27 protein-coding genes are annotated in these 24,177 nt (G+C 38.2%); all 27 read left to right on the forward strand.

The genetic code is table 11. The features are described 5' to 3' along the window. The first annotated feature begins 23 nt into the window (after positions 1-23). The 27 genes from fliM to rseP all read left to right on the forward strand — a co-directional run bounded on the left by fliM (position 24) and on the right by rseP (position 24,173). Positions 24-1,022: a flagellar motor switch protein FliM gene (gene fliM / locus ACXYMX_RS02270; protein WP_459042590.1), complete on the forward strand. Its 999-nt coding sequence runs from the start codon at positions 24-26 to the stop codon at positions 1,020-1,022. Then, complete coding sequence (gene fliY / locus ACXYMX_RS02275) at positions 1,015-2,223, forward strand: flagellar motor switch phosphatase FliY (protein ID WP_459042676.1); 1,209 nt, start codon at positions 1,015-1,017, stop codon at positions 2,221-2,223. Before fliM ends, fliY begins: the two co-directional genes overlap by 8 nt. Before the next feature lie 19 nt (positions 2,224-2,242). Further along, positions 2,243-2,605 carry a response regulator gene (locus ACXYMX_RS02280; RefSeq protein ID WP_459042591.1) on the forward strand — a complete coding sequence of 121 codons (363 nt, stop codon included), beginning with the start codon at positions 2,243-2,245 and terminating at the stop codon, positions 2,603-2,605. Between the two features lie 8 nt (positions 2,606-2,613). Then, positions 2,614-3,288, forward strand: a complete 675-nt coding sequence (locus tag ACXYMX_RS02285; protein ID WP_459042592.1) for a flagellar biosynthetic protein FliO — start codon at positions 2,614-2,616, stop codon at positions 3,286-3,288. Beyond that, positions 3,281-3,946 (forward strand): flagellar type III secretion system pore protein FliP, encoded by a 666-nt coding sequence (gene fliP, locus ACXYMX_RS02290; RefSeq protein WP_459042593.1) that lies wholly within the window; start codon positions 3,281-3,283, stop codon positions 3,944-3,946. Before ACXYMX_RS02285 ends, fliP begins: the two co-directional genes overlap by 8 nt. A gap of 11 nt (positions 3,947-3,957) precedes the next feature. Further along, positions 3,958-4,227, forward strand: a complete 270-nt coding sequence (gene fliQ, locus ACXYMX_RS02295) for a flagellar biosynthesis protein FliQ (RefSeq protein ID WP_459042594.1) — start codon at positions 3,958-3,960, stop codon at positions 4,225-4,227. A 4-nt stretch (positions 4,228-4,231) separates the two neighbouring features. After that, positions 4,232-5,008 (forward strand): flagellar biosynthetic protein FliR, encoded by a 777-nt coding sequence (gene fliR / locus ACXYMX_RS02300; RefSeq protein ID WP_459042595.1) that lies wholly within the window; start codon positions 4,232-4,234, stop codon positions 5,006-5,008. A gap of 2 nt (positions 5,009-5,010) precedes the next feature. After that, entirely contained in the window at positions 5,011-6,093 is a 1,083-nt protein-coding gene (flhB, locus tag ACXYMX_RS02305; protein ID WP_459042596.1) for a flagellar biosynthesis protein FlhB, read from the forward strand. A 91-nt stretch (positions 6,094-6,184) separates the two neighbouring features. After that, positions 6,185-8,218: a flagellar biosynthesis protein FlhA gene (gene flhA, locus ACXYMX_RS02310; RefSeq protein ID WP_459042597.1), complete on the forward strand. Its 2,034-nt coding sequence runs from the start codon at positions 6,185-6,187 to the stop codon at positions 8,216-8,218. Next, positions 8,215-9,327, forward strand: coding sequence for a flagellar biosynthesis protein FlhF (flhF, locus tag ACXYMX_RS02315; RefSeq protein ID WP_459042598.1), 1,113 nt, complete (start codon positions 8,215-8,217; stop codon positions 9,325-9,327). The genes flhA and flhF overlap by 4 nt, the downstream gene beginning before the upstream one ends. Then, positions 9,320-10,186: a MinD/ParA family protein gene (locus tag ACXYMX_RS02320; RefSeq protein ID WP_459042599.1), complete on the forward strand. Its 867-nt coding sequence runs from the start codon at positions 9,320-9,322 to the stop codon at positions 10,184-10,186. The genes flhF and ACXYMX_RS02320 overlap by 8 nt, the downstream gene beginning before the upstream one ends. 52 nt (positions 10,187-10,238) lie before the next feature. Further along, entirely contained in the window at positions 10,239-11,339 is a 1,101-nt protein-coding gene (locus tag ACXYMX_RS02325; protein ID WP_459042677.1) for a protein-glutamate methylesterase/protein-glutamine glutaminase, read from the forward strand. A 13-nt stretch (positions 11,340-11,352) separates the two neighbouring features. Further along, the gene (locus ACXYMX_RS02330) at positions 11,353-13,389 is read left to right on the forward strand and encodes a chemotaxis protein CheW (RefSeq protein ID WP_459042600.1); all 2,037 of its coding nucleotides are present in this window, start codon (positions 11,353-11,355) and stop codon (positions 13,387-13,389) included. A 14-nt stretch (positions 13,390-13,403) separates the two neighbouring features. Next, positions 13,404-13,871 (forward strand): chemotaxis protein CheW, encoded by a 468-nt coding sequence (locus ACXYMX_RS02335; protein WP_459042601.1) that lies wholly within the window; start codon positions 13,404-13,406, stop codon positions 13,869-13,871. Next, a complete protein-coding gene (locus ACXYMX_RS02340; RefSeq protein WP_459042602.1) occupies positions 13,861-14,484 on the forward strand; it encodes a chemotaxis protein CheC in 624 nt (207 codons plus the stop codon). The genes ACXYMX_RS02335 and ACXYMX_RS02340 overlap by 11 nt, the downstream gene beginning before the upstream one ends. Position 14,485: 1 nt before the next feature. Next, complete coding sequence (locus tag ACXYMX_RS02345; protein WP_459042603.1) at positions 14,486-14,980, forward strand: chemotaxis protein CheD; 495 nt, start codon at positions 14,486-14,488, stop codon at positions 14,978-14,980. A gap of 121 nt (positions 14,981-15,101) precedes the next feature. Beyond that, positions 15,102-15,884, forward strand: a complete 783-nt coding sequence (locus ACXYMX_RS02350; protein ID WP_459042604.1) for a FliA/WhiG family RNA polymerase sigma factor — start codon at positions 15,102-15,104, stop codon at positions 15,882-15,884. Further along, positions 15,881-16,180: an RNA polymerase subunit sigma gene (locus ACXYMX_RS02355; RefSeq protein ID WP_459042605.1), complete on the forward strand. Its 300-nt coding sequence runs from the start codon at positions 15,881-15,883 to the stop codon at positions 16,178-16,180. The genes ACXYMX_RS02350 and ACXYMX_RS02355 overlap by 4 nt, the downstream gene beginning before the upstream one ends. A gap of 5 nt (positions 16,181-16,185) precedes the next feature. After that, positions 16,186-16,692: a DUF6115 domain-containing protein gene (locus ACXYMX_RS02360; RefSeq protein ID WP_459042606.1), complete on the forward strand. Its 507-nt coding sequence runs from the start codon at positions 16,186-16,188 to the stop codon at positions 16,690-16,692. 138 nt (positions 16,693-16,830) lie between these two features. Beyond that, a complete protein-coding gene (rpsB, locus tag ACXYMX_RS02365) occupies positions 16,831-17,553 on the forward strand; it encodes a 30S ribosomal protein S2 (RefSeq protein ID WP_459042607.1) in 723 nt (240 codons plus the stop codon). Between the two features lie 103 nt (positions 17,554-17,656). Then, positions 17,657-18,547 carry a translation elongation factor Ts gene (gene tsf / locus ACXYMX_RS02370; RefSeq protein ID WP_459042608.1) on the forward strand — a complete coding sequence of 297 codons (891 nt, stop codon included), beginning with the start codon at positions 17,657-17,659 and terminating at the stop codon, positions 18,545-18,547. Between the two features lie 87 nt (positions 18,548-18,634). Continuing rightward, the gene (gene pyrH, locus ACXYMX_RS02375; RefSeq protein ID WP_459042609.1) at positions 18,635-19,360 is read left to right on the forward strand and encodes a UMP kinase; all 726 of its coding nucleotides are present in this window, start codon (positions 18,635-18,637) and stop codon (positions 19,358-19,360) included. Further along, a complete protein-coding gene (gene frr, locus ACXYMX_RS02380; protein WP_459042610.1) occupies positions 19,360-19,917 on the forward strand; it encodes a ribosome recycling factor in 558 nt (185 codons plus the stop codon). Before pyrH ends, frr begins: the two co-directional genes overlap by 1 nt. Positions 19,918-20,064: 147 nt before the next feature. Then, the gene (locus tag ACXYMX_RS02385; protein ID WP_459042678.1) at positions 20,065-20,847 is read left to right on the forward strand and encodes an isoprenyl transferase; all 783 of its coding nucleotides are present in this window, start codon (positions 20,065-20,067) and stop codon (positions 20,845-20,847) included. After that, a complete protein-coding gene (locus tag ACXYMX_RS02390) occupies positions 20,844-21,638 on the forward strand; it encodes a phosphatidate cytidylyltransferase (RefSeq protein WP_459042611.1) in 795 nt (264 codons plus the stop codon). Before ACXYMX_RS02385 ends, ACXYMX_RS02390 begins: the two co-directional genes overlap by 4 nt. An 18-nt stretch (positions 21,639-21,656) precedes the next feature. Continuing rightward, positions 21,657-22,802 (forward strand): 1-deoxy-D-xylulose-5-phosphate reductoisomerase, encoded by a 1,146-nt coding sequence (locus ACXYMX_RS02395; protein WP_459042612.1) that lies wholly within the window; start codon positions 21,657-21,659, stop codon positions 22,800-22,802. A 102-nt stretch (positions 22,803-22,904) separates the two neighbouring features. After that, positions 22,905-24,173 (forward strand): RIP metalloprotease RseP, encoded by a 1,269-nt coding sequence (gene rseP / locus ACXYMX_RS02400; RefSeq protein WP_459042613.1) that lies wholly within the window; start codon positions 22,905-22,907, stop codon positions 24,171-24,173. Positions 24,174-24,177 lie beyond the last annotated feature (4 nt).

Below are 24,177 nucleotides of genomic sequence, written 5' to 3' on the forward strand. Positions count from 1 at the left end.
TTATGTTTCAAGGAGGTGACCAAATGTCCGGAGATATACTTTCTCAAAATGAAATTGATGCACTGTTATCTGCATTATCAACAGGTGAAATGACCGCAGATGATATAAGAGTCGAAGAAGAAACCCGGAAGGTCAAAGTGTACGATTTTAAACGTGCCCTCCGATTTTCGAAAGATCAAATTCGAAGTTTAACAAGAATTCATGAAAACTTTGCAAGACTTCTTACTACTTACTATTCAGCACAACTTCGAACGTATGTCCAAATAAATGTAGCTTCAGTGGATCAAATTCCATTCGAAGAATTTATTCGTTCTATCCCTAATATGACGCTGATTAATATTTTTGAGGTCCCTCCACTTGACGGAAATATCTTAATGGAGGTCAATCCTAATATTGCATATTCCATGCTCAATCGGTTAATGGGCGGTGTTGAAGAAGGACCGAGTAAAGTGGATGCTTTAACCGAAATTGAAACCAAAATTTTGACGAATTTATTTGAACGGTCATTTGATAATTTACGCGAAGCATGGTCTAGTCTAATAGACATCGATCCGTTTTTAGCAGAAATGGAAGTGAATCCACAGTTCCTACAAATGATTTCGCCGAATGAAACCGTTGTAGTCATCTCATTCAATATCATAATTGGCGAATCCAGTGGGATGATTAATATTTGTATTCCACATATTGTTTTAGAGCCGATTGTTCCAAACTTATCCGTTAGCTATTGGATGCAATCAAATAAAGAAGCAACAACGCCTGAACAAAGTCAAGAAATTGAAAAACGATTAAAGAAAGCGCAGTTACCTATTATCGCAGAGCTGGGAACAGGGAAGTTAACGATAGAAGACTTTTTACATCTTCAACGTGATGATGTAATTACTCTTAATTGCAAAGTTGACGACCCATTAGTTATTAAAGTTGGCAATATTCCAAAGTTTACTGGACAACCTGGTCATCTAAGAGGCCAAATGGCAGTGCAAATTATAGAACGATTGATTGGAGGGGATGAAAATGATGAGTGATGATACATTGTCGCAAGAAGAAATCGAGGCACTTTTAAGTGGAATCTCAATGGATAGCGAAGAAGAAAGTGGGAGTCCATCTACAGGCCTCGTATCAGAAGATTACATAAGTGAATTGGAAAAAGATACACTTGGGGAAATTGGAAATATCTCTTTTGGAAGTTCCGCGACTGCATTATCAAGTCTTTTAGGTAAGAAAGTTGAAATTAATACACCTTCTATATCTATTGTGAATAATGATATAATCGAATCGGAATTTATTCATCCGTATGTTGCGATTAAAGTTAGTTATACAGCAGGTTTAAGTGGTATGAACCTTCTAGTCATTAAGCAAAGCGATGCGGCAATTATTGCAGATCTTATGTTAGGCGGCGATGGTACACAGCCTAATCAAGACTTAGGTGAAATTCACCTGAGTGCCGTTCAAGAAGCAATGAATCAGATGATGGGGTCTGCAGCGACTTCAATGTCAACTGTGTTTAATAAGAAGGTGGATATTTCACCTCCAACTATTAATCTGGTCGATATTTCTGAGGATCGTGGAAGAGAACATATACCCGATAATGAACCATTAATTAAGGTGTCATTTGATTTAAAGGTCGGGGATTTAATAGATTCTGAAATTATGCAGCTTTTACCATTGGAATTTGGAAAAGAACTTGTTGCTTCACTAATAAGTGGAGTTGGCGAAGAAGCGGCTACAGTAGCAGATGCGCCACCGACTCGAGTGCAACCAGCATTTGAAACTTCACCAGCAAGCGAACAACAAGCAATGGGACAACCAAATCGAAATCCCGAACCTCCAATTCAACAACAAGAGGCTTTTGGATTTAATGCTGAACAGCAACCTCCAACTCCAACACGCTCTGTTCAACCGCAAGTACAAGTTCAACAAGCACAATTTGCTAGCTTTGAAAGCCCGAAACTCAACCAGTCTGAAGCGCATAACTTGGACATGCTTATGGATATTCCATTACAAGTTACGGTGGAATTGGGTCGAACCCAACGATCTGTAAAAGAGATTTTGGAAATGTCTAGTGGTTCAATTATAGAGCTAGATAAACTTGCAGGAGAGCCCGTGGATATTTTAGTGAACAGCCGTCTTATTGCCAAAGGAGAAGTAGTTGTGATTGACGAAAACTTTGGTGTTCGTATTACAGATATATTGAGTCAGACGGAGAGATTGAATAATTTACGATAAAAAATAGGGGGTATTTGAGATGGGTAAACGAATTTTAATTGTAGATGACGCTGCATTTATGCGAATGATGATTAAAGATATATTAACGAAAAATAATTTTGAAGTAGTAGGTGAAGCTGCGGATGGGGCGCAAGCTATCGAAAAGTATATGGAGTTGAAACCCGATCTTGTAACGATGGACATTACAATGCCGGAAATGGATGGCATTACATCATTGAAAGCAATCAAGGAAAAAGATCCTGCAGCCGTGATTATTATGTGTTCAGCAATGGGGCAACAAGCGATGGTTATTGATGCGATTCAAGCAGGGGCAAAAGACTTTATTGTAAAGCCGTTCCAAGCAGACCGCGTTGTAGAAGCAATCGAAAAAGCATTAGGATAAGCAACGTGATGAATTTAGCAGTGGTAATAAAAAAACTTGTAGTTATTACTTTTCTACTCTCTCTATTTTGGTTATCACCAAATACAGTTGCCCAAGCAAGTCCTGAAGACAGCATATTTGATTGTTTCGAAAGTGGAAAAGATTGCGAGAAGGTTGAAACTCCAGCCGTCGATGAAAAACCAGTTGAAACAACTAAGGGGTTATCGGCGTGGGATTACATAAAAACTTTATTTGCTCTAATCTTTGTCATTGGCCTACTCTTTGGATTGTTAAAGTACTTCAATAAAAGAAATCGTACGTATGATAAAAATCGTATGATGAAGAACATGGGGGGTATAGCACTCGGCCAAAATAAATCCATACAACTTGTAGTTGTCGGGGATACACATTATTTAATCGGTGTTGGTGAGGATATTCGTTTGTTGAAAGAAATTACAGACCCTGAAGAACTTGAAAACTTGCGTAGTTTTTATAAAGAAAGTCAAGTAGATGGAACAAGCGGTTTGCTTGAACAACTCCTGACGAAATTGACGAAAGCTAAAAAAACAAACCCTTATCATTCAGATGAAGATAAAGATAAAGATTTTAGTCAACTCTTTAACTCGAAGCTGGGAGAGATGAAAGAGGATAGGCAAAGGCAAATTAACAGATTGACTGAAAAGGAGCGCAACAAAGATGACTGATTTCGTCGAGTTTTTTTCGGACAGTGATCCGTCTAATGTATCGACGTCCATCAAAATGATGCTCCTTTTGACTGTACTGTCAATTGCACCAGCCATACTCATTCTGATGACGTCTTTCGCGCGTATTATTATTGTTCTCTCGTTTGTTCGAACAGCACTCGCAACTCAGCAGATGCCACCAAACCAGGTTCTCGTTGGACTAGCACTGTTTCTAACATTTTTCATTATGGCACCCACATTTCAACAAGTGAATGAGAATGCGCTAACGCCATTGTTCAATGAGGAGTTAACACTTGAGGAAGCGTATGAGGAAGCTAGTATTCCCTTTAAAGAGTTTATGAGTAAACATACACGGCAGAAAGACCTCGAATTGTTCTTGAGATATAACAATGCAGAGAGGCCTGATACCATTAACGACATTCCTCTTACGATGATGGTTCCGGCATTTGCTTTAAGTGAAATCAAAACAGCTTTTCAGATGGGCTTCATGATTTTTATCCCTTTTTTGGTTATAGACATGATTGTAGCAAGTGTACTTATGTCAATGGGAATGATGATGTTACCACCGGTTATGATTTCATTACCGTTTAAAATTTTATTGTTTGTACTTGTCGATGGTTGGTATCTTATTATCAAATCATTGTTGCAAAGTTTTTAGGAGGGGTTTAAATGACAGGCGAAATCGTCATAACAGTTGCAGAACGAGCTATATCAGTTATCTTGCTAACTTCAGGGCCCCTCCTTATCCTTGCACTTGCAACGGGGCTTTCGGTTAGTATTTTCCAGGCTACTACTCAAATTCAAGAGCAAACACTAGCATTCGTTCCAAAAATAGTTGCAGTTTTAATTGGAATCATATTCTTTGGTTCATGGATGCTTTCAACGGTTACAACCTTCGCAACAGAGATATTTGAAAATCTGGTTAACTACATTGGGTGATTGAATGGAAGAACTTATCCCATCATTGACTACATACTTATTAATTCTGACACGGGTTACATCCTTTTTCGTAACGATTCCATTGTTTTCATATAAGTCGATTCCAACAACTCAACGAATTATATTTGCGGCGTTACTTGCTTGGATGTTTACTTATACGGTAGATGTACCTCCAATGGAAGTAGATGGAGCGTACTTACTGCTTGTGCTAAAAGAGGCGATTGTCGGCTTAGCTATAGGCATGATTGCATATATCGTGATGGCGGCAATTCAAGTTGCCGGAGGGTTCATCGATTTTCAGATGGGTTTTGCAATTGCTAACGTTATCGATCCACAAACTGGAGCACAGTCTCCGTTACTGGGGCAGTTTTTCAACTCACTTGCAATCTTATTATTATTAGCACTTAATGGTCATCATTTACTGCTCGACGGAATTTTTCATAGCTATCAATTAATCCCGATAGACCAAGCGTGGCCAGACTTCGGGAATGAAAGATTGGCTGAATTTGTAGTAACAACTTTTGTAGCCTCGTTTGCGATTGCGTTTCAAATGGCAATCCCAATTGTGGCAACTCTATTTCTTGTAGATGTGGCTCTCGGTATAACGGCGAGAACCGTTCCCCAATTGAATATTTTTGTAGTTGGGTTTCCGATTAAAATTGGAGTAAGTTTTTTAGTGTTGTTTACGATGATGGCAGTAATGATCGAAGTTATGAAACAGTTATTTGAGTTTATGATCATTAGTATGAGAGATATAATGGTTATCCTTGGAGGTGGCTAGACATGATGTTGCGTCTTGATCTACAATTTTTCGCGGGAGAAAAAACCGAGAAAGCCACAGAAAAGAAACGCCAAGATTCACGTAAGAAAGGGCAAGTGCTAAAAAGTCAAGATGTAACAAGCGCCATAGTTCTTTTATCGGTATTTTTATTTCTTTTTTTTGCCTCTGGGTTTATGAGAGATCGTTTCTTTCACTTTTTCACACAAACATTCACACAATATGTACCGATGAAACAGTTCGATGCTGAATCAGTCATGCTTATCTATATGGATGTGCTTATGGCAATGGCATTCATTCTATTGCCAGTCATGGCGGTTGCTATGATTGCAGCCATTGCGGGAAATTTGTTTCAGTTCGGACTCCTATTTACAGGTGAAACACTAAAGGTTGATTTGAAAAAAATAGATCCGATTAAAGGGTTAAAACGCATTTTTTCCATACGTGCCATTGTTGAACTAATGAAATCAATATTAAAAATTTCATTTATCGGTACTGTAACATTTCTTATCGTTTGGACAAACCTGGATAAGGTTTTAACGCTAGCTTTTAAAAGTCCAGGGGATATTTTATCGACGGTTGGCCAGTTGACCGCGCTGATGGGGATAGTAGCATCATTTGTTTTGCTATTCATCTCAATACTTGACTTTATTTACCAGAAGTATGACTATGAAAAAAATCTTAGAATGTCTAAGCAGGACATTAAAGATGAACATAAAAACACAGATGGGGATCCACTTATCAAATCACGCATTAAACAAAGACAAAGAGAAATGGCGATGCGTAGGATGATGCAAGAAATTCCCGATGCAGATGTAGTAATTACAAACCCTACTCATTATGCAATCGCAATAAAATATAGTGACGGAGAAATGGATGCGCCAGTTATAGTTGCAAAAGGCGTAGACTTCGTCGCACAAAAGATTAAATTGGTCGCAAATGAGCATGAAGTGGTTATGGTTGAAAATAGACCTCTTGCAAGAGCTTTATATGATGAAGTTGAAATAGGTAGTGCAGTTCCTGAAGAGTTCTTTAAAGCAATTGCAGAAATACTTGCCTATGTATATCGAATACAACGAAAAATTTAACAAGAGGGAATGAAATTCAACACCTTCTTGTTAAAGCCTCTGGATGCAATTACTCCAAGGCGAAACTGATTAAACAGAAAGAAGGGATGACATGCAGATTAAAGATATAGGCGTACTCGTGGCCGTAATTAGTATAGTCGCGATGCTAGTCATCCCACTTCCGCCATGGTTACTTAGTTTCCTAATAATCATAAACATTACAATCGCATTAATGGTATTACTGACATCTATGAATATGCAAGAAGCATTGCAGTTTTCAATCTTTCCAACTGTACTTTTGCTACTCACTGTTTTCAGACTGGGTCTGAACGTTTCAACAACCCGTGCGATTCTAAGTGAAGGAAATGCGGGTGGTGTCGTTGAAACATTTGGAACGTTTGTAACCGGTGGGAATGTTGTTGTAGGACTTGTTGTATTCACCATTTTGATTATTGTCCAGTTTATTGTAATTACGAAAGGTTCAGAGCGAGTTTCAGAAGTTGCCGCTCGTTTTACTTTAGATGCGATGCCAGGGAAACAAATGAGTATAGATGCTGATTTGAATGCCGGTATGATTTCAGAAATTGATGCACGTCAACGTAGAGAAAAGGTTAGTAACGAAGCTGATTTTTATGGAGCGATGGACGGTGCAACGAAGTTCGTTAAAGGAGACGCAATCGCAGGGATTATTATTGTTATCATAAACTTGCTTGTCGGAATGATTATTGGTGTTACGCAGATGGGTTTACCCTTTGCAGAAGCAGCGATGCTCTTTTCTTCCTTAACTGTAGGCGATGGAATTGTCAGTCAAATTCCAGCCTTATTAATTTCAACAGCTACTGGTATTGTTGTTACTCGTGCAGCTTCAGAAGGGAACTTAGGAAGCGATATAACAAAACAACTATTTGGACAGCCAAAACTACTTTATGTAGCTTCCGGAACGATATTATTACTTGGACTAGCTACACCAATTAATAACTTTCTAACACTTCCTGTTGCGGCAGGGTTAGCATTACTTGCTTACAATGGATCTAGAAAAGAGGAAGAAGATCCAGAGGAGTTACTAGAAATGGAAGAAGAAGCAGAAACGGATGGCCTGAAAAGTCCTGAGAATGTGGTGAACTTACTGAATGTCGATCCTATTGAATTTGAATTTGGTTATGGATTAATCCCCCTTGTTGATGCAACGCAGGGTGGGGATTTACTTGATCGAGTCGTGATGATTCGAAGACAGCTCGCCATTGAACTTGGTCTTGTTATTCCTGTAGTCCGGATAAGGGACAATATTCAACTTCAACCAAATGAGTATCGAATTAAAATAAAGGGCAGTGAAATGGCTAGAGGAGAACTACTTCTCGATCATTATTTAGCGATGAGTCCAGGCGGGGATGACTCGATTGAGGGGATTGACACAATCGAGCCTTCATTTGGTCTTCCTGCAAAATGGATTAGCGAAGATGTGAAAGAGGATGCAGAAATACTTGGATATACTGTCGTCGATCCTCCAAGTGTTGTTTCAACACATTTAACGGAGATAATTCGAGCTAATGCTGCAGATTTAATTGGACGGCAAGAAACAAAGCAACTCGTCGATCATGTGCATGAAACGTATCCTATTCTTGTTGATGAATTAACTCCGACACCGCTTTCCATTGGAGAAATTCAAAAAGTGCTAGCAAAACTATTAAGTGAACACGTCTCGATTCGAAATCTACCAATCATTTTTGAAACACTTGCAGATTATTCAAAGTATACATCTGATGTAGATGTACTAACGGAGTATGTAAGACAAGCCTTAGCACGGCAGATTACCAATCAATATGCAACGGGCTCGGAATCATTGAAAGTGCTGACGGTATCAGGAAAAGTCGAGAAAATGATTGCAGATAGCATTCAACAAACCGAGCAAGGAAATTATTTGTCTTTAGATCCTCAAAATTCTCAAGGGATTTTGGAATCGATTGCCCGGGAAATAGAACGAGTTGCTTTGATGGATCAGTCACCAGTCGTTCTTTGCTCACCTGCAATTCGAATGTACTTAAGACAAGTAACAGAACGATATTTCCCTCAAATTCCGGTGTTGTCTTATAATGAGTTGGAGGCTTCGATAGAAGTACAGAGTGTTGGGGTGGTGGAAATCAAATGAAGATGAAGAAGTATACAGCGGATACAATGGTAAATGCAATGAAAAAAGTTCGTGCTGATTTTGGCGATGACGCTATTATTCTAAGTTCGACTGTAGTGAAGTCAAAAGGATTTCTAGGCCTATTCAAGAAAAAAGCAATTGAAGTAGTCGCGGGGTATGATGAACCAGCCCCACGACAAGCAGAATCAATACATAACCCGATACCAAATCAGAGAGCAACCAAAGATGATTCTACATTAGAATTACAAAAAGAAATGAAAGAAATGAAAAACTTAATCAAAAAAATGCGTCCAGTTGCGGATAATTCACGCTATCCTGAGGAAATGCAAAATCTTCTCCATCATCTACACTTTCAAGGCATTTCACCTGAAGTAGTCAATCAAATAGGTGATGCTATTTTTAATCGTATGAAGGTTGAGAAAAGAGACTTTACAAAAGATGAGCAATGGGAAATTGCCCAAGAGCTACTTATAAAAGAAATAGAACATTTACCTTTCGGTGGACTTAGTTATTCCAAAAAATATATTAATGTTTTGGGGCCTACAGGAGTCGGGAAAACAACAACAATTGCTAAAATTGCGGCTCGTGCTCTACTTGAAAAGAAGAAGAAAATTGGATTTATCACAACGGATACATATCGTATTGCAGCGATTGAACAGTTACGCACATACGCCAATTTATTGCAGGCGCCTGTTGAGATTGCTTATAACAACAAAGATTTTGAAGAAGCAATTAAAAAGTTCGCCCACTTGGATCTAGTTTTTATAGACACTGCTGGACGAAATTACAAAGAGGCTAAATTTGTAGAAGACCTATCTAATCTTATTGATTTCTCACTAGAAATGGAGTCCTTTTTAGTTTTGTCGTTGACATCTAAAGAAGAAGATATGAGATCGATTATTGAGCAATTTAAAAGTTTTCCGATTGAAAAGTATATTTTCACTAAAATGGATGAAACGAGTTCAAGTGGCTCTATGTTTAATCTTATGAAACAATACAACATCGGGACTGCTTATTATACTGACGGTCAAGAAGTCCCGGAAGATATTACTGAAGCTGATGCTAAAGGATTGGCTTCACTTATTATGAAGGAGTCTCGCAATGATTGATCAGGCAGAGACATTAAGACTTCAGATGATGAAAATCCAAGGGAAGTTAGCACGGTCAATTGCTGTTGTAAGCGGAAAAGGTGGCGTTGGAAAATCTAATTTTTCAACAAACTTTGCATATGCACTTCATTCTCGAGGTCAAAAGGTACTCATTATAGACATGGATATAGGTATGGGAAATATTCATATTCTACTTGGAAAGACACCGAAAAATAGCTTGAAAGATTATCTCAGTGGTACGACAGAACTTAAAGAAGTCATTAATAAGACAGAACATGGCCTGGATTTTATATCTGGTGGTTCAGGATTGGATTCTGTAATGGAATGGTCTGAGGAGACTTTTAATCGACTTATAAAAGCATTTGAGAATTTGCAACAAGAATACGACTTTATACTATTTGATATGGGTGCCGGCGCTACACAGCAAGCTATTCAGCTTATTATCTCTGTTGATGAAGTTATTGTGATTTCCACTACAGAACCAACTTCTATTACGGACGCGTATTCAATGATGAAGTTCATTTGTCTTAGGGATCCAGATAAGTTATTTCATATTGTTGGAAACCGAATTCCAAAGGGAGATAATGGTAATGATGCGATTCTGAGACTTCAGCTCGCTATGCGCAAGTTTTTAGAGAAAGAGGTAAAGGTTTTAGGTTTTTTACCTGAGGATGAAGCAGTTCAAAAAGCAGTATTATCCCAACAACCATTTTTAGAACTTTTTCCAAATTCTTCGGTTTCAAAAATAATGTTGAGCATTACCTCGAATTTTGTTGAAGTTGACTTGAGTGAGAATCATGGAAAAGGCGAAGGATTTCTTGAAAGGTTGAAAACCATCTTTAGGAAAGGACGTGACTGATTTGGTTTCAGGAAAAGTAAAAAAAGTGCTTATCGTTGATGATTCTGCATTTATGCGCAAACTGATATCCGACTTTTTAAACAGTCATCCTATGCTTGAAGTAATTGGAACTGCTAGAAATGGTAAAGATGCTCTTGAAAAAATAAGGGTATTGAAGCCAGATGTTGTAACGCTGGATATCGAAATGCCAATAATGAATGGACTAGAAGCATTGCAAGAAATTATGAGCAAACACCCTCTACCTGTTGTTATGTTATCAAGTACAACAGAAATAGGTGCTGAAAATACAATGCTTGCGATGGAATATGGGGCAGTCGATTTTATAGCAAAACCAGGTGGTGCTATTTCATTAAATCTTCGGGATGTGGAAGATGAAATTATTGAAAAAGTAGTTGCAGCGTCAGGTGTCCAAATATCGAAGCTATCTAAAATATCTATTCATAACTCTAAGAACGAGTTGATTACAGAACAAGGAAGTCGGCAAGAAGTAGAAGAAAGCATAGAAAATAGGACTAAAACAAAGAAATCTTCAAAAGAAGTTTCAAGGTCTAAAAGCTCAGTTTTCTCGAAGTTGAGTAAGACTTTTGTTATAATTGGGACGTCAACAGGCGGTCCTAGAGCTCTTCAACAAGTACTTACGAAACTACCAGCAGATTTTGATAGACCTATTTTAATCGTCCAACATATGCCACCCGGATTTACAAAATCATTGGCAGATAGACTGAATGGTTTATGTGAAATCTCAGTGAAAGAGGCTGAAAATGGCGAATTACTCCTCAATGGTACAGCCTATATTGCGCCTGGAGGCAAACATTTAAAGTTAAAAAAGTTAGGGGCATCCTATTTTGTGCACTTGGATGAGAGTGAATCTCCGCGTGCGGGTCATCGCCCATCTGTGGATGTGTTGCTTGAGTCTGCGGCAGAATTAAGCGAGGTAAATTATGTAACTGTCATTATGACAGGCATGGGGTCTGATGGAAAAGTAGGTATGGAATTATTAAGGAGAACCAATAAAACGATTACAATTGCCGAATCAGCAAAAACATCTGTTGTTTTTGGAATGCCGCGAGTAATAATTGATGCGGGATTTGCGGATCAGATTGAGGACATTCAAGATATACCAAATGCGATATTGAAATGTTTGAAGTTTTGAAAGGAGCGTTATGATGGATACTAGTCAATACTTAGACATGTTTATAGAGGAAAGTAAAGAACATCTTCAATCGTGCAATGAGCACCTTTTGGAATTAGAGAAAAGTCCTCAAGACTTAACGATAGTGAATGAGGTTTTTCGTTCCGCTCATACATTAAAAGGAATGTCTGCAACAATGGGGTATGAAGATATTGCTGATTTAACACATACAATGGAAAATGTCTTAGATGCGATTCGAAATGAGAAGCTCGATTTTACTGCGGAAATTCTAGACATTATCTTTCAAGCCGTTGATTATTTGGAAGAAATGGTTATTGATATTTCAAATGGTGGGACTGGAAAGAAAGATGTAAGTGAAGTTGTTCGTATTCTCAATGCGATTGAGAGTGGAGAAACCTTTGTTCTTGCAGAAGAACCTGAAGTTGCTGCTACGTTAATCAATAATCACACTCCAAGTTTAACGTCAAAGATTCATTATGATGATTTTGAAACGACAGTTATATCTCAGTCGTTTGAACAAAACTTCGGAGTTTATGAAATCACGATACATTTGCGTGAAGATTGTCTATTGAAGGCGGCGCGTGTATTTATGGTTTTTGAAATCCTTGAAAAAGCAGGCGACATTATTAAATCTGTGCCTAATGTTGAGAAGTTGGAAAATGAAGACTTTGATGAACAGTTTTCGGTTGTCCTTATTTCAGAGGAAAGTGCTGAAGATATTCATGCAAAAGTTATGAAGGTTTCAGAGATTGACCTTGTTGAAATCATTGCGATAACAAGTGAATCGCTAAAGCAGGGAAGAAAAGAAGAAAATGACGAAAAAGCAAAGATCGTTGAAGTAGCTAAGAAAAGTGCTTCGAAGACTCCAGAACCAACGAGTAGAACAGGAAATTCTCATTCCTCGAATAAAACAATACGTGTAAATATTGATCGATTGGATATATTGATGAATTTATTTGAGGAATTAGTAATTGATCGAGGGCGACTTCAGTCGATAGCTGCTGACCTTCACAATCCCGAATTAAATGAGACAGTTGAACGAATGACGCGGGTATCAGGAGATTTGCAAAGCATCATTTTAAATATGCGTATGATCCCTGTAGAAACTGTATTTAATCGTTTTCCAAAGATGGTTCGACAACTTGCTCGCGATTTAGACAAAAAAGTTAAGTTGGAAATCATTGGTGCAGAAACTGAACTTGACAGAACGGTAATCGATGAAATTGGGGATCCACTAGTTCACCTTATTCGTAATGGTCTAGACCATGGAATTGAAACGCCAGCTGAACGTCTTGCAAAAGGAAAACCCGAAGAAGGCACAATCACCTTGCGAGCTTATCATTCTGGAAATCATGTTTTCATTGAACTCGAAGACGATGGCGCCGGTTTAAACAGAGAACGTGTTCTCGCAAAGGCTATTGAAAGCGGAATCGTAGTTGAAGAAGCTGCTGAGGCAATGACGGATCGGCAAGTGGCAGAGCTTATTTTGGCATCTGGATTTTCTACAGCTAAAACAGTATCGGATGTTTCCGGTCGCGGAGTAGGTTTAGATGTCGTGAAAAGTACTATCGAATCACTTGGAGGACATATTTCGATTAATTCGAAGGAAGGACAAGGTTCCCTTTTTCAGGTGCAATTGCCTTTAACGTTATCAATAATTTCTGTCATGCTTGTTAAACTATCAAACGATGTTTATGCAGTGCCACTAACTTCGATTATTGAGACTGCAATCATTCGAACTTCAGATATTATGAATGCGCACAATCAAAAAGTTATTGATTTCCGTGGCAGTATTGTTCCGCTTGTTAATTTAAAAGAAGTATTTGACATGCCAAAAGATGAGGATGAAAATGGATTCCAGTCAATTGTAATTGTTCGTAAAGGGAATAAAATTGCGGGTCTTGTTGTTGACTCCTTTATTGGACAACAAGAAATCGTTCTTAAATCACTTGGCAATTATTTGGCGAGTGTGTTTGCAATTTCAGGAGCCACAATTCTTGGAGATGGACAAGTTGCCCTAATTGTAGATTGCAATGCATTGATCAAATAGGAGGTAGTGAGAAAATGACTGAAAAGACTTTGCCCCAAACGGTGAAATTAATCGTGTTTCAATTAATGGATAAAGAATATGCGATTGAAGTAGATGTTGTCGAGTCTATTGAACGTCTTACGACAGTGACAACAGTTCCAAAAACACCCAGACATGTAAAAGGTATTATCAATTTAAGTGGAGTAGTCACTCCAATTGTAGATTTGCGAATTCGGTTTGGACTTGAACCGCAAGAGGATAATGAAAATACACGAGTTATTATCGTATCTCAACCTGAATTTGAAGTAGGTCTAATTGTAGATTCTGCAAATGATGTACTTGATATTCCAGTTGGGTTAATTGAACCCCAACCTGAAGTTGTAGGGACAATCGAATCCGAATTTATTTCAGGAGTTGCCAAAATAGACAAACGTCTTCTTGTTATGCTCGATCTGGGACGTGTTTTAGAACCAATGAAACGGGTGGGAATAGATGAAGCCTGAATTTGCGATTACAAATATGCACTTAGATGTGCTAAAGGAAATCGGTAATATTGGCGCAGGTCATGCAGCTACATCTTTGTCGAGTTTACTCGACAGAAAAATTGATATGCGAGTTCCCGAAGTAGAGTTAGTTTCATTTGATGGAATGTTTGATCTTGCAGGCGGATCAGACGAGGTAGTTGTCGGTATCTATTTAAGAATAGAAGGAGAAGTTTCTGGAAGTATGTTTTTTGTCCTTTCCATTGAAAGTGCGAATCGCTTTATTCAGAAGCTCATTGGTGATGCTTCGTTCGATTTTAATACACCGCCATTTTCTGAAATTGGGATATCAGCCATGCAGGAATTAGGTAATATTTTATCTGGTTCTTATTTGTCGGCTCTTTCAGACTTTACAGGATTAAAAATACATCCCACAGTGCCCTCGTTAAGTGTTGACATGGTTGGTGCAATTGTTAGTGTTGGCTTAATTGAAATATCGCATATGAGTGATGAAGTGATTGTTATAAATACGGAGATTAAGGAACAAGGTGCGGAAAGTATAAATGGTCACTTTTTTCTGTTGCCTGACCCTTCATCGTACATAACCATTTTTCGATCACTGGGTGTGATGTAATATGGTGACAATAAGAAATGTCGTCAGAGTTGGGATAGCTGATATGAATACTGTGACGAAGACGGAAACAATTCGAACGTCTGGACTTGGATCATGCGTAGGAGTAGTTTTGTATGATGAAATTAAGAAGGTGGCAGGTATGGTACACGTTATGTTACCCGATTCAAGTCTTGCAAAGTCAGACAATATCAATATTGCAAAGTTCGCGGACACAGGCATATACGGGCTCATGGAACTATTAAAACAAGAAGGCGTTCGCCCAAGTGTATTAAAAGCTAAAATTGCTGGTGGTGCACAAATGTTTCAGTTTGGGTCTACTAGTACAATTCGAATCGGACCACGTAATATTGAAGCGGTCAAAAAAGAATTGAAGCGATTATACATTCCGATTGTTGCAGAAGATACAGGTGGGACAAGTGGGCGAACTATCGAATTTGATCCCTCTACTTCAATGCTCTCCATTCGTACAGTCAATAAAGGGACAGAAGAAATCTAATTACATTTAAACATTTAGACGGCTGTTGAATAAATCTAGCGTTTTCATTCCCTTTATTGGCTGTAATTAAGGTATAACAAGTGGATAGGCTTTAGAATCATCATGGAAAGTGAGGGATTCGATGTCGAAACAAAGACGGATAAATGAAGTGGAATGCTGGGAAAAGTGGATTGAAAACAGAGATCCGGATGCAGGTGACCTACTCGTTCAAATGTACACGCCACTGGTAACGTATCATGTCCAAAGAATTGGCTCTGGATTGCCTCGAAATGTTTCTAGGGACGATATAATGAGCTTAGGACTTCAAGGTCTTTTTGATGCATTAATTAAGTTTGATACATCAAGAGATTTAAAGTTTGATACTTATGCTTCTTTTCGAATACGAGGCACAATCATTGATGGATTACGTAAAGAGGATTGGTTGCCTCGTACGTCTAGGGAAAAGTCGAAAAAATTAATAATTGAAATCGAAAAACTTGAACAATCCCTAATGCGTCATGTAACTCCTGAAGAAATTGCAGAGCATATGGAATTGAGTGTTGAAGAAATCTATCAAACTATGAATGAACATTATTTTTCCAGCGTGTTATCTATCGATGAAAAACTGCAGGATGATGAGGATGAAGGACAAACTACATTCGTCATAAAAGATGAAAAATCTGAAATGCCTGAAGAAAAAGTAGTAATGGATGAATTAATTAGAGACTTGATCGATAAGATTGAGAATCTAAATAAAAATGAACAGATTGTTCTAAATTTGTTTTATACGGAAGAGCTCACACTTACAGAGATTGGAGAAATTCTTAGTTTGTCAACATCACGTATTTCTCAAATTCATTCAAAAGCTTTGTTTAAACTCAAGGAGTTACTCTCGCCTGAAATTGTGGACGGAGGGATTTTATGAGTTTAAAAGGAATTGAACTTCAAATTGCGATACCAAAGACAGTTGAAGCAGGGAAGTTGGCTGAGCAAAAACAACAGCAATCCCAGTTGAACCAAGACCAAGCAAATGCCTTAACTGAGCGACAAACAGTGAAGAATCGTGAAACTGTGATTGAGACAGAAAATTTAGCTAAAACAGATGAAGATAAAAATAATCCCGAGAATAGTCATACGCAGGATGAAAAAGAGCGTAATAATGAAAAGGAAAAGCCGACTGTGCATCCGTATAAAGGTTCATTTGTCGACTTTACAGGATAATACTTATGATTCCCATTTTTTTATTAGCGTTATTTATTATTCAAATTATTGGATTTTACTTACTGGCATTACTTTATACAAAAGTGTCGAAGTTTGACGATCTCGAAAAAAAGCAAAGAACGATTATGGAAGAAATGGACGACTCAATAGCCGCATATTTAACAGAATTAAAGGATGAAAACGATCGACTTATAAATAGATTGGCTACAATGGAAATGAAGGTAGAGCAAGAGTTTACGAACGATTCTACTGGAACGAAAAAACCTGAAGTTCATGAAGGTGACACTCCTTTAGCTTTTGTTCCGCCAAAGCGACCAGTTAATCTTGCTTTAAAATCCTATGCCGTGTCGTCCTTATTGAATGAAAACACGAGTATTGAAGATGAACCTCTTGATGACAGGGCGAAGGTACTTAAGCTATATGAAACTGGTAAGTCTGTCGAAGAAATTGCGAAAGAACTTGAAAAAGGACGAACGGAAGTTGAATTATTTTTGAAATTTGGAAAGAGATAGTTGCACAAAGATAGGCAGTATGTTATATTATCAAGTGGTATTACTACACACGTTCAGGGACATTAGAAACGGTGCCGGAAGGTCGTTCTAGTGGATGAGTTGTACGGAGGAATTAAACCAAAACAGGAGGAATTACAAATGGCAGTAGTCTCAATGAAACAATTATTAGAAGCAGGTGTTCATTTCGGACACCAAACACGTCGTTGGAACCCTAAAATGAAACGATTCATTTTTGTGGAACGTAACGGTATTTACATCATCGATCTTCAAAAAACGGTGAAAATGCTTGAAGAAGCATATGCTTTCATGCGTCAAGTTGGAGAAGACGGTGGAAAAGTACTATTTGTTGGTACAAAAAAACAAGCACAAGACGCAATTAAAGAAGAAGCTGAACGTTCTGGAAACTATTACATCAACCAACGTTGGTTAGGTGGAACATTGACAAACTTTGGTACAATTCAAAAGCGCGTAGCTCGTATGAAAACAATTGAGCGTATGGAAGAAGACGGTACTTTTGAAGTGCTTCCAAAAAAAGAAGTAGGCCAATTGAACAAAGAGCACGAAAGATTAGTTAAATTCCTAGGTGGAATCCGGGATATGAAATCACTTCCAGACGTAATGTTCGTTGTTGACCCACGCAAAGAGCGTATTGCGGTAGCGGAAGCAATTAAATTAAATATTCCTATCGTTGGAATTGTAGATACAAACTGTGACCCAGACGAGATTGATTACATCATTCCAGCAAACGATGATGCAATCCGTGCGGTACGTTTACTTACAAGTAAAATGGCTGATGCTTTACTAGAAGCAAGACAAGGTGAAGACGAAGAAGTTACTGAAGAAGTAGTTTCAGCTGAATAAGTTGAAAATGCAATACTAGTTTCGGCAAATAAAAGACGATAAGGGTATATTCCACTTATCGTCTTTTTCTAGGAAAAGATGACATAATTTGGAGGAATGGAAAATGACAGTAAAAATTACAGCTCAAATGGTAAAAGAATTACGTGAAAAAACAGGTGCAGGTATGATGGACTGCAAAAACGCTTTAACTGAAGTAAACGGTGATATGGAAGCTGCAATCGATTTTCTACGTGAAAAAGGATTGTCAAGTGCTGCTAAAAAAGCAGACCGTATCGCAGCTGAAGGAACAACTAGTATCTATATAAATGGAAACGAAGCAATTCTTCTTGAAGTAAACGCTGAAACAGATTTCGTTGCAAAAAACGAAGGGTTCCAAGTTTTAGTTCAAGAACTTGCAGAGTTTTTACTTGCTACGAAGCCAGCAACAGTAGAAGAAGCAATCGAGTCTAAAATGGAAAATGGTCTATCCGTTGCTGATCATATTTCTAACGCAGTTGCAAAAATCGGGGAAAAAATAACACTTCGCCGTTATGAAATTCGCACGAAGACAGACAATGATGCATTCGGTCCTTATTTGCACATGGGTGGACGCATTGGTGTTCTAGTTGTACTTGAAGGTTCAACGGATGAGCAAGCAGCTAAAGATGTTGCAATGCACGTTGCGGCTTTGAACCCTAAATACATTTCACGTGACCAAGTTTCTGAAGAAGAAGTTGAGCGTGAAAAGAAAGTACTTACTGAACAAGCACTTAACGAAGGAAAGCCTGAAAACATCGTTGCTAAGATGGTAGAAGGACGTATTGGTAAATACTTCGAAGAGATTTGTCTTCTTGATCAATCATTCGTTAAAAACTCAGACCAAAAAGTTGGCGAATTTGTTAAATCAACTGGTGGCACACTTGTTGAATTTATTCGTTATGCTGTTGGAGAAGGTATCGAAAGACGCGAAGAAAACTTCGCTGACGAAGTAATGAGCCAAGTAAAAGGGAATTAATTAATCCTTGTATAATATAAAGAATGGGGAACTCACTTTGGTGCTGTTCCCTATTTTTCAAGAAATTCGAATAGATGGAGGATACAAATGAGCATCCCAAAATATAAAAGAATCGTATTAAAAATAAGTGGTGAAGCACTTGCCGGTGAGCAAGGTTACGGCTTGTCTCCTGAGATTATTAAAGCTGTTGCTGAACAGATACAAGAAGTTGTCGATCTTGATGTAGAAGTGGCTGTTGTAGTCGGTGGCGGGAACATTTGGCGAGGCAAAGTAGGAAGCGAAATGGGTATGGACCGTGCAACTGCTGATTATATGGGCATGCTTGCAACAGTTATGAATTCTTTGGCACTACAAGATGCTCTTGAAAAATTGGGTGTTCCAACTCGTGTATCTTCTTCAATCGAGATGAGGCAGGTAGCAGAACCTTACATAAGACGTAAAGCGATACGCCACCTTGAAAAGAAGCGTGTTGTTATTTTTGCTGCTGGTACAGGAAATCCTTATTTCTCAACAGATACAACAGCTGCACTTAGAGCTGCCGAAATCGAAGCAGATGTTATCTTAATGGCAAAAAACAATGTGGATGGCGTTTATTCCGCAGATCCAATGAAAGATAAAAATGCAGTTAAATATACAGAGTTGTCCTTCTTTGAAGTAATTAGTCAAGGACTTGAGGTAATGGATTCTACAGCATCTACATTATGTATGGATAACGATATCCCTCTAGTCGTGTTTTCAATTATGGAAAATGGTAATATAAAAAGAGCCGTACTTGGTGAAGAAATCGGGACGGTTGTCAGGAGGAACATGTAATGACGAATGAAATATTGAATCAAGCTAAAGACGGTATGGAAAAAGCAGTCAGTGCTTATTCGCGAGAACTTGCATCTATAAGAGCTGGTCGTGCAAATGCTTCTTTATTGGATAGAATTTCAATTGATTATTATGGTGCACCTACGCCAATCAACCAAATGGCTGGGATTTCAGTACCTGAAGCGCGTCTTATAGTCATTCAACCTTATGATAAAACGGTACTTGGTGAAATTGAAAAGGCGATTATGAAATCTGATATTGGTATTACTCCATCAAACGATGGTTCTCTAATTCGTCTAGCTATTCCAGCATTGACGGAAGAGCGCCGAAAAGATCTTGTTAAACAAGTTAAAAAAGAAGCTGAAGATGCGAAAGTTGCTATCCGAAACGTACGACGTGACGCGAACGATGAAGCTAAAAAACTTGAGAAAAACAGCGAGATTACAGAAGATGATTTACGTCGTAGCGGTGAAGAAGTCCAGAAGTTGACGGATTCCTTTATTAAAAGAATCGATGAAATCGCAACTGAAAAAGAAAATGAAATTATGGAAATCTGATAGAAGAACTTTCTATATTTCGAGACGTCCTTATTTCAGGGCGTCTTTTCTTTTTTTAAAAATGAATTTCAGCGATTTGTTTGGTACGATAGAGATGTACTTGCCCTGAAAAGCAGCTGAGTGGAGGAAAGCGACATGCTAGGAAAAATGATGCGAAAGAAACCCACGAACCAAAAATCGATTCTATCGGATCAAATCGATAAAATAAAAAGTGGAGAAATCCCTTCTCACGTCGCCATCATTATGGATGGGAATGGCAGATGGGCTAAAAAACGTAATTTGCCAAGAATAGCCGGTCACCATGAAGGTATGAAAACTGTAAGGAAAATTACTCGTATATCAAACGATATAGGTATCAAAGTACTTACTGTTTATGCGTTTTCCACAGAGAATTGGAAACGACCTAAAATTGAAATTGATTTTTTGATGAAGCTACCTGGAGAATTTCTAAGTACATATCTTCCGGAGTTAATCGAGCAAAACGTTAAAGTTGAGATGATTGGTAATTTTGAAATGTTACCTGAACATACTAAAGAAGCGATTCGAACTGCTATGGAAAAAACAGAGAACAATACAGGTATGACTTTGAATTTCGCGATGAATTACGGCAGTCGTCTTGAACTTGTAGAATCTGTAAAAGAAATAGCAAATCTTGCTGCAAAAGGGTTAATAAAAATTGAAGATATTAACGATTCACTTGTAGAATCTCATTTGATGACAGCTCATTTACCAGATCCAGATTTACTAATTCGTACAAGTGGAGAAGTAAGACTTTCAAACTTTATGTTATGGCAACTTGCCTATGCAGAATTTACGTTTACGGATGTACTTTGGCCGGACTTTGACGAACAATGTATGATAAGCGCAATTGAGGATTATCAATCTCGAAACAGGCGCTATGGAAGTTTGGAAGGGGAGAATAAAGCTTGAAACAACGAATAATAACGGCAATTGTTGCGTTGGCCCTTTTTGTTCCATTCATTATCATAGGTGGAGTGCCATTCACATTTTCAATTTATTTAATTGCTTCAATAGCACTTTATGAATTATTGCGCATGAAAGACTTACATTTATTCTCAATACCTGGGCTTCTATCTTGGCTTATTCTTATCGTTATGCTTTTGCCTACAGATTGGAATAACTGGGTGCATGAAACATTAAACTATACTAAAATCGAATTAACGTTTGCAGTGATTTTACTGTTGTTAATTTATACGGTACTTGTTAAAAACCATTTTACGTTTGATCATGTAGGATTCGTAATCTTAAGTGCCCTCTATGTGGGAATTGGATTTTATTATTTAATCGAAACGAGAATGGTTGGTCTAGAATATGTTGTCTATGCATTTATTGTAATTTGGATGACGGATTCCGGTGCGTACTTTACTGGAAGAAAAATCGGGAAACGAAAACTGTGGCCAGAGATATCACCAAATAAAACGGTTGAAGGTTTTTTTGGCGGGATCCTTTGGGCAATTGTTACTGCATGTATCTTCCAGTTTTTTGTTCCAATCGCGTCATCTTATTGGATCCTAATTGCTGTAACGATTGTTGCTTCAATTATAGGACAATTAGGGGATCTTGTAGAATCCGCAATTAAGAGACATTATGATGTAAAAGATTCAGGGAATGTTTTACCAGGGCATGGTGGAATGTTAGATCGCTTCGATAGTCTTCTTTTCGTTTTGCCATTACTTCATTTACTTCATTTTGTAGCATAACGAAAGGGTGGCTTTAAGGTGAAAAAAATAAGTTTGCTAGGAGCGACTGGCTCCATTGGAACACAGACAATTGACATCATTCAATCGAATCCAGATAAATTTAAACTCGTATCTTTTTCAGCAGGTACGAATATTGTTAAGGTAAGAGAAATAACTACTTTGTTCCAACCAACAGTTGTTTCGGTGTTGCATAAAGAAGATGCAACGAAACTTGAGTCAGAATTTCCAACAACGAAATTTGTATATGGAAATGAAGGGCTTATTGAAGTTGCGGCAAATACAGGCGTGGACGTATTGGTAAATGCTGTTATTGGAAGCGTTGGGCTTAGGCCAACACTAGCTGCGATTAGAGCAGGTATAACGATTGCGATAGCAAATAAAGAAACGCTCGTAGCTGCGGGTAATATTGTCATTGAGGAAGCACATAAGTATCAAGTACCATTACTTCCTGTTGATAGTGAACATTCCGCTCTTTTTCAGGCACTGAATGGGGAAAATCCAAAGCGTGTTTCGAAGCTGATTTTGACAGCTTCTGGAGGAAGCTTTAGAGATTTGTCTCGCAGTGAATTATCGGGAGTAACTGTTGAACAAGCACTTGCCCACCCAAACTGGTCAATGGGGAATAAGCTTACAATCGATTCGGCAACGATGATGAACAAAGGGCTTGAGGTAATTGAGGCGCATCATCTATTCGGTGTTGCTTACGATAATATAGAAGTTCTTCTTCATAGAGAAAGTATCATTCATTCAATGGTTGAGTTTGAGGATACAAGTGTAATGGCACAACTAGGTTCCCCTGATATGCGAGTACCAATTCAATACGCACTTACATACCCAGATCGAATTCCAATGCAAAATGCGAAGCGGCTTCGTTTAGAAGAGGTGGGGAAACTCCATTTCGAAAAACTCGATTTTGAACGCTTTAAAGCATTAGCACTTGCATATTCTGCAGGGAAAGAAGGCGGGACAATGCCAACTGCTATGAATGCGGCAAATGAAATAGCTGTTCATTTATTTATGCAAGGAAAAATCCCGTTTCTAAAAATTGAAGAACTTGTCGAGCGCGTAATGAATGAGCATGAAACAATCTTTACACCTAACCTTGACGCGATAATGGAGACAGACTTCCTCGCTCGAAAAATGGTGTATGCTATGGTAAAATGAGTTAGCAATTGCATTACTTTTATGAAAAGTGAACGTAGTATGCTAACTTTAAGTGGAGCCATAATTGATAAGAGGCTAAATAGCCAGTGAAGGGGTTTTTTGATGGAAACCGTAATTGCGTTTATAGTCATATTCGGTTCTCTTGTTTTTTTTCATGAACTAGGTCATTTTTTGTTTGCGAAAAAAGCAGGAATTATGGTACGGGAATTCGCAATTGGATTCGGGCCAAAAATAATCGGTATTACAAAAGGTGAAACATTATATACATTACGGCTTCTACCACTTGGCGGATATGTACGAATGGCCGGGGAGGATTTCGATAAGGTTGAACTTCAGCCGGGTTATCGTGTAGGTTTACTCTTAGGTGCGTCTGGGGAAGTAGAAAAAGTCTTTTTAAACCGTAACATTTCTAATCCTGACGTTTTATTTATAGAAACTGAGTCATCGGATTTCGAAAAAGAATTATTTATTGAGGGATATGACGATGATGGTGAACGAGTTCGATTCAATATATCTAGATCGGCCGTAATTGTTGAAAAAGGCCAGGAAACAATAATCGCACCTTTTGATAGACAATTTGAATCGAAGTCTTTAAGTAAAAGAACATGGACGATATTTGCGGGACCTCTATTTAACTTTATTCTCGCTTTCTTCATCTTTCTTGCGATTGGCTTGCTGCAAGGAGTCCCAATCGAAGGACCTGCTGACCCAATCATTTCAGAAATTGTAGCTGATGGACCTGCCGAGATTGCAGGTATGAAGCCAAACGACTTTATTAAAGAAGTGAATGGGAATGAGATTAGTACATGGGCTGAATTTGCTGAACTGATTCAAAAGAATCCAGGTGTACCGATGCAATTCACTGTAGAGCGTGGTACTGAGCGTGTTCAAGTTGAAGTTGTACCAGCAACGATAGAAGAACAAGGTAAAAAATTCGGACAAATTGGCGTTCGTTATGCACTCCCGGTTGAGAAAAATCCACTAAAAGCAGTTGCCTTTGGTGCTGAACAAACGGGTTTATGGTTTGTTAGGATTTTTGAATTACTTGGTATGCTTGTCACTGGAAAGTTTTCTATTGACGCACTTTCTGGACCTGTGGGCATTTATAAAATGACAGAGGATGTAGCGCAATTTGGTATTTATAGTTTGATGAATTGGGCTGCAGTTCTTAGTATTAACCTTGGGATTATGAACTTGTTGCCTCTACCTGCATTAGACGGTGGAAGATTGCTGTTTTTCTTGTTTGAAGCGATCCGTGGGAAGCCGATTGATAGACAAAAAGAAGGAATGGTTCACTTTGTAGGAATCGTACTTCTTATGCTTCTGATGCTTGTTGTAACCTGGAATGATATCCAAGAATTTTTCTTTTAAATAG

It is taken from the genome of Sporosarcina sp. CAU 1771, from assembly GCF_054482775.1.

Coding starts and splice junctions, on each gene's coding strand:
- ACXYMX_RS02280 (WP_459042591.1), top strand. CDS start 2,243: ATGGGTAAACGAATTTTAATTGTAGATGACGCTGCATTTATGCGAATG.
- flhA (WP_459042597.1), top strand. CDS start 6,185: ATGCAGATTAAAGATATAGGCGTACTCGTGGCCGTAATTAGTATAGTC.
- ACXYMX_RS02330 (WP_459042600.1), top strand. CDS start 11,353: ATGGATACTAGTCAATACTTAGACATGTTTATAGAGGAAAGTAAAGAA.
- rpsB (WP_459042607.1), top strand. CDS start 16,831: ATGGCAGTAGTCTCAATGAAACAATTATTAGAAGCAGGTGTTCATTTC.
- rseP (WP_459042613.1), top strand. CDS start 22,905: ATGGAAACCGTAATTGCGTTTATAGTCATATTCGGTTCTCTTGTTTTT.
- frr (WP_459042610.1), top strand. CDS start 19,360: ATGACGAATGAAATATTGAATCAAGCTAAAGACGGTATGGAAAAAGCA.
- ACXYMX_RS02340 (WP_459042602.1), top strand. CDS start 13,861: ATGAAGCCTGAATTTGCGATTACAAATATGCACTTAGATGTGCTAAAG.
- fliQ (WP_459042594.1), top strand. CDS start 3,958: ATGACAGGCGAAATCGTCATAACAGTTGCAGAACGAGCTATATCAGTT.
- ACXYMX_RS02350 (WP_459042604.1), top strand. CDS start 15,102: ATGTCGAAACAAAGACGGATAAATGAAGTGGAATGCTGGGAAAAGTGG.
- fliM (WP_459042590.1), top strand. CDS start 24: ATGTCCGGAGATATACTTTCTCAAAATGAAATTGATGCACTGTTATCT.
- tsf (WP_459042608.1), top strand. CDS start 17,657: ATGACAGTAAAAATTACAGCTCAAATGGTAAAAGAATTACGTGAAAAA.
- ACXYMX_RS02360 (WP_459042606.1), top strand. CDS start 16,186: ATGATTCCCATTTTTTTATTAGCGTTATTTATTATTCAAATTATTGGA.
- ACXYMX_RS02285 (WP_459042592.1), top strand. CDS start 2,614: ATGAATTTAGCAGTGGTAATAAAAAAACTTGTAGTTATTACTTTTCTA.
- fliP (WP_459042593.1), top strand. CDS start 3,281: ATGACTGATTTCGTCGAGTTTTTTTCGGACAGTGATCCGTCTAATGTA.
- flhF (WP_459042598.1), top strand. CDS start 8,215: ATGAAGATGAAGAAGTATACAGCGGATACAATGGTAAATGCAATGAAA.
- flhB (WP_459042596.1), top strand. CDS start 5,011: ATGATGTTGCGTCTTGATCTACAATTTTTCGCGGGAGAAAAAACCGAG.
- fliR (WP_459042595.1), top strand. CDS start 4,232: ATGGAAGAACTTATCCCATCATTGACTACATACTTATTAATTCTGACA.
- ACXYMX_RS02320 (WP_459042599.1), top strand. CDS start 9,320: ATGATTGATCAGGCAGAGACATTAAGACTTCAGATGATGAAAATCCAA.
- ACXYMX_RS02345 (WP_459042603.1), top strand. CDS start 14,486: ATGGTGACAATAAGAAATGTCGTCAGAGTTGGGATAGCTGATATGAAT.
- ACXYMX_RS02335 (WP_459042601.1), top strand. CDS start 13,404: ATGACTGAAAAGACTTTGCCCCAAACGGTGAAATTAATCGTGTTTCAA.
- ACXYMX_RS02355 (WP_459042605.1), top strand. CDS start 15,881: ATGAGTTTAAAAGGAATTGAACTTCAAATTGCGATACCAAAGACAGTT.
- fliY (WP_459042676.1), top strand. CDS start 1,015: ATGAGTGATGATACATTGTCGCAAGAAGAAATCGAGGCACTTTTAAGT.
- pyrH (WP_459042609.1), top strand. CDS start 18,635: ATGAGCATCCCAAAATATAAAAGAATCGTATTAAAAATAAGTGGTGAA.
- ACXYMX_RS02385 (WP_459042678.1), top strand. CDS start 20,065: ATGATGCGAAAGAAACCCACGAACCAAAAATCGATTCTATCGGATCAA.
- ACXYMX_RS02325 (WP_459042677.1), top strand. CDS start 10,239: ATGCGCAAACTGATATCCGACTTTTTAAACAGTCATCCTATGCTTGAA.